Genomic DNA, 1,416 nt, shown 5'->3' with positions numbered 1-1,416 from the left:
GCCGAAGTCCATGGCGACCGTGGTGGTCGTCTTGCGCGGGGTGTGCGCGAGGTCGTCCACCCCGGCGGAGACCGACGTGATCGACGCCTCCGTGGTGAGCGGGGTGATCTCGGAGATCGAGCCGACCGTGGTGGTCTTGCCCACGCCGAAACCGCCCGCGACGACCATCTTCACCGGCAGCGGCGGCTGGACGGCGCCCTGGGCGCCGGTGGCCGTGCCGGGCCGCGTACGGCCGCGGTCAGGCGGAGGAGTCGGGGATGGCGAGTAGCCCATCGATAACCCTTTGCAGAATCGAGGGGTCCTGGGCGGTCCTGGTGTCCGGCTCGTACACGGCCAGATGTCCTTGGACCCGGAGGTCTTCGGCCAGAACGCGGACCACGTTGAGGTGCAGGCAGAGGTGTGCGGCGATCTCCGCGAGGGACTGCGGCCGGCGGCACACGGAGACGATGGCCAGGGGTTCGAAGGTGAGGGTGTCGAGTACGGCGAGTGCCTCCGCGGTCGCCACGACCTGGGTCTCCAGGGGCAGCGCGCTGCCGGCGTCGGCCACCCGGCCCGCGGTGAGCAGGAACGGGCGGATCGCCGGGGCGCGGCCGGACTGTTCCGGTACGGTGCCGGCGCTTGCGCCCGCGCCCGCGTCCTGGTCCTCGTCGGCTCCCGGTGCGCCGGCCGCCATGACGGTCCTTCCTCCTTCCCTCTGGGCCTTCCGGAGCTTCGTACGGGGTGCCTCACCCGGCCGGCGCGGAGGTGACGCGCTTCTGGAGCTCGACGATCAGCTCGGGGCTGATGACGGCTCCGGCCCGCTCGGTGAAGAGGGTCATCTCGTAGGCGACGTCGGCCAGTTTGGCCTCCTTGGAGGCGACCACGCCGAGGACGGCGCCGCCGCCGAGCGCGGACACGAGGAGCCGGCCGCCGAGGTAGTCCATGATCACCCGGCTCAGGTCGCCCAGGCCGTAGTTGGCGGAGGCGCCGGCGGCGAGGCTCATCATGCCGGAGATCACCGCGCCGAGGCGTTCGGAGTCGGCGTGGCCGTCCCGCCGGGAGACGGCGATGAGCATGCCGTCGGAGGAGACGGCGATGGCGTCGAGGACACCGGCCGATTCGGCGGCGAAGCGTTCGAGGAGCCAGGTGAAGTTCGCCGCCGATTCACCGAGCCCCTCGGCCTTCGCCGGGTCGGTGGTGAGGTCATCCGTCATTGCCAGGTCCTTCCGGGGTGAGCGACACCTGGGGCCCAGGTGCTGTTCTGTCACGCGCGGAGTCCCGTCGTGCCCGCTCGGTGGCGGCCTCCAGGTCCTCCAGCTCGTTACGGACGTGTGCCGCGTCGGCGGGGTGCGGCGCGGGGGAGACCGCGGCGGTGGTACGGGCCGCGGTGGCGGGTTCCAGGGTCGCGCCCCGCACGCGCCGCCGCAACGGCCGCGA

General features: G+C 72.6%; 3 protein-coding genes and 1 pseudogene. All 4 read right to left on the bottom strand.

Annotation, left to right across the window (positions count from 1 at the left end):
• A pseudogene (locus tag GT042_RS07875) lies at nt 1-273 on the bottom strand (ATP/GTP-binding protein); the annotation flags it as partial.
• Nucleotides 239-673: a DUF742 domain-containing protein gene (locus GT042_RS07870; RefSeq protein WP_161307986.1), complete on the bottom strand. Its 435-nt coding sequence runs from the start codon at nt 671-673 to the stop codon at nt 239-241. The gene GT042_RS07870 and the pseudogene GT042_RS07875, both read right to left, overlap by 35 nt.
• 52 nt (nt 674-725) lie before the next feature.
• Nucleotides 726-1,193: a roadblock/LC7 domain-containing protein gene (locus GT042_RS07865; RefSeq protein WP_161307985.1), complete on the bottom strand. Its 468-nt coding sequence runs from the start codon at nt 1,191-1,193 to the stop codon at nt 726-728.
• Nucleotides 1,183-1,416 (bottom strand): hypothetical protein (locus GT042_RS07860; RefSeq protein ID WP_237530568.1); only part of this gene is annotated, 234 nt, incomplete at its 5' end. The genes GT042_RS07860 and GT042_RS07865, both read right to left, overlap by 11 nt.

Source organism: Streptomyces sp. SID3212 (assembly GCF_009865405.1).
Classification (GTDB): Bacteria; Actinomycetota; Actinomycetes; order Streptomycetales; family Streptomycetaceae; genus Streptomyces.
Note: the sequence above shows the minus strand (reverse complement) of the source record. Positions and strands in the feature narration are given on the sequence as shown.